The organism is Candidatus Jordarchaeum sp. (genome assembly GCF_052745115.1).
The window spans coordinates 1-2,830 of the sequence record NZ_JBRAKS010000441.1; the positions used below are offsets into that span (position 1 = coordinate 1).

The 2,830-nt window shown below is 40.1% G+C and carries 3 protein-coding genes; all 3 read left to right on the forward strand.

Annotation, left to right across the window (positions count from 1 at the left end; genetic code table 11):
• Nucleotides 1–414: 414 nt before the first annotated feature.
• From ACUVXA_RS19245 to ACUVXA_RS19255, 3 genes are read left to right on the forward strand one after another with little or no spacing between them, the layout of a single operon-like run.
• Nucleotides 415–1,281, forward strand: coding sequence for a CoA transferase subunit A (locus ACUVXA_RS19245; RefSeq protein ID WP_445872910.1), 867 nt, complete (start codon nt 415–417; stop codon nt 1,279–1,281).
• Between the two features lie 11 nt (nt 1,282–1,292).
• The gene (locus tag ACUVXA_RS19250; protein ID WP_445872911.1) at nt 1,293–2,141 is read left to right on the forward strand and encodes a CoA-transferase subunit beta; all 849 of its coding nucleotides are present in this window, start codon (nt 1,293–1,295) and stop codon (nt 2,139–2,141) included.
• Between the two features lie 30 nt (nt 2,142–2,171).
• The gene (locus tag ACUVXA_RS19255; protein WP_445872912.1) at nt 2,172–2,657 is read left to right on the forward strand and encodes a hypothetical protein; all 486 of its coding nucleotides are present in this window, start codon (nt 2,172–2,174) and stop codon (nt 2,655–2,657) included.
• Nucleotides 2,658–2,830 lie beyond the last annotated feature (173 nt).

A 2,830-nucleotide genomic window follows, 5' to 3' on the forward strand; every position in this document is an offset into this window, starting at 1 on the left:
AACAAAACCAAATTCAAATAAAAATAAAATTAACAATTCGGAAATACTGCTTGGAAGGGCGTGCTAACTGGGTGGTGGCACACACATTGCTTCGAAGGCGTTGAGCCAGAAGCAAGAATCCCCCGACTTTAGTCGCGGGAAGTGTCAATGACTTAAATACTAAAATATTAAAGCTGTCTTTTTCCCCTTTTTTGGTAAAAACTTATTTTCTAATTTTTCCTGTGAATTAAATGTTCATAGAAACCATATTCTTACTGAGTGAGCAAAATAATTTGATGATTTCTAAAAATATTTTAGATTTTAGATTGAAGTTTATAAAGCTTGGATTGAAAAATACTGTGTGAAAAAACATTTAAGTTACTTGAAGTTAGATGTTGTCCACTATGTTTATCTTTTTGTTCAGGAGGAAATAACTTGTCTGATAAACTCGTGTCACTGAGTGAGGCTGTGAGTTTAATTAATAACGGTGATCTCCTTGGTATTGGCGGCATGAGCCTTTACCGCCGTCCGATGGTTCTAACTAGAGAAATTATCCGTCAAGGAATTAGGGATTTAGGAGTTTTGACTTTTATCGCAGGATTACCTACAGATCTTCTCATAGGATCACACTGTGCTTCGCAGATTAGGAGCTGTTATGTGGGTTTTGAAATTTTTGGGCTGGCTCCAAACTATCGTAGAGCCTCTGAGAATGGAGAGCTTGAAATAATTGAGGAAACAGAAGTTACCATTGTATTGGGTCTGAAAGCTACTTTACTCCAGGTTCCACATCTACCAACCAGAGGAATCAGATGCACCGACGTTATGAAAGTGAGAAAAGACCTTAAAGAGTACACCTGCCCACTTTCCGGCGAGAAACTGGTTGCTATGCCACCCATAAAGCCGGATGTTTCAATCATTCACGTATCCATGGCAGACCGAATTGGTAACGCTCACATTGATGGTGCGGTTTGGCTGGATGAGGATCTAGCCAAAGCCAGTGGAAAAGTAATCATTTCCGCTGAAAAAATAGTGGAAACTGAAGAAATTATTCGAGCTCCGGGCAGAGCGAATATTCCTCATTTTATGGTGGATGCAGTGGTTCGTACACCTTTCGGAGCTCATCCCACCTCGTGTTTTCCATATTACACCTATGATGCTAACCAGATCAGGAAATATTTAGAATTATCAAAGGATCAAAAAGGTTTCTCCGAGTATCTTGAGGAATATGTTTACCAATCAAAAACTCATGAAGAGTACCTCGACAGGGTGGGGGCTTCAAAACTATCAAAAATACTTCTTTAGGAGTGAGTAAAATGTATTCGGAAGATTTCACCCCGGATGAGATGGTTGTTGTTTGTATGGCGAAAGAAATAAAGGATTACGATGTAATGGCTCAGGGAATAGCTACTCCACTTGTAACGAATGCTTACCTATTGGCTAAAAAAACTCACGCCCCTAACTGCACACCAATGTTTCATATGGGTAACACTTATGTTCTTGAGACACACCCAGTTTCATTACTATTTTTCGAGCAGTATGTTAGTACTTGGGCCATACGCTTCCAACACAGCGGCGAGGTTACCATGGAACACTTACCCTCGGGGAGAGTAACTATAGAGTATTTTAGACCAGCCCAGATAGATGCCTATGGAAACTTCAATAATACCTGCATTGGTGATTGGCGCTCTCCCAAGGTTCGTCTTCCGGGAGCCGCGGGAATACCTGAAGTTTCAATCACCTATAAGAAGATTTTACTCTATGTTCCTCGCCACGATAAAAGAACCTTTGTCCCCAAAATCGATTTTATCAGCGGGGTGGGATTCCTAGACGGGAAAGTCACAAGAGAAGAAATGGGTTTTCCGGGAAAAGGACCGTACCATATTATTACGGACTTGGCTGTGCTGGGTTTTGATGAAAAAACCAAACGAATGAGAGTTATTTCCCTGCATCCGGGAGTATCAAAAGAAGAGATCCAAGAAAAAACGGGCTTCGAATTAATTATACCGGAGGATGTGCCTATAACAGAGCCTCCGACTAAGGAGCAAATCAGGGTAATTAGAGAGGAAATCGACCCCTTAGGTATTAGACGTTTAGAGTTTTTACCGGCAGAGGAAAGAGATGAGCTTCTTGACAGAATAATTGAAATTGAACTCTCAAGATAATATTAAGCGAGTATATGCGTGAGGGATTTTATGTCGGTAACTATGGAGATGTGGGAATTTGTGGTTAAAGCCTTTCTAGAATGGAAGCGTTTTGAGATCAACGAGTTTGGTCCTCAAACCGTTTATCTCTCACCATCAGAGATAAAGAAGCTGAGTTCCATAGACTTCAGAGTTTGGTGTGAAAACTATAGGAACAGGTATCTGGCAGAAAGATTACATAAATGCGAAAGACTTTCAATCGCCCTAGAAGATTTAAAAGGCACCTTAAAGCAGGAAGAAGTCCATATTATTGTAGACGGATTGATTCGACTATGTGACGAAGTCAAACGATTGATCGGGAGCGAGGTGGATGCAGTGTCAGATTGTCTGGTTGAAGTAAAAAACCATACCGAAACTTTTGATCCGATAAGAAGAGTTGGAGAAATCGAAGAGGAGATAAGGAAACTTATGGGTAATTACAAGACGGGATTCGATCACATGGAAGAACTGGGGTTTCCACCACCAGAGGAGGTTTGAAGAGACAGCCTACAGAATGACTCATTGACCCCGTTTCCTTTTTTTAAGCATTTAAAAATTCATTTAGTGAATATTTAAAATTTTTAGTTCTGTTTTTATTATAATTTTTAAAAAATATTCTGTAGAAGTTAGGGACATTTGTCACCCCTTGCTGTTAATTGGTAGGATGTCCT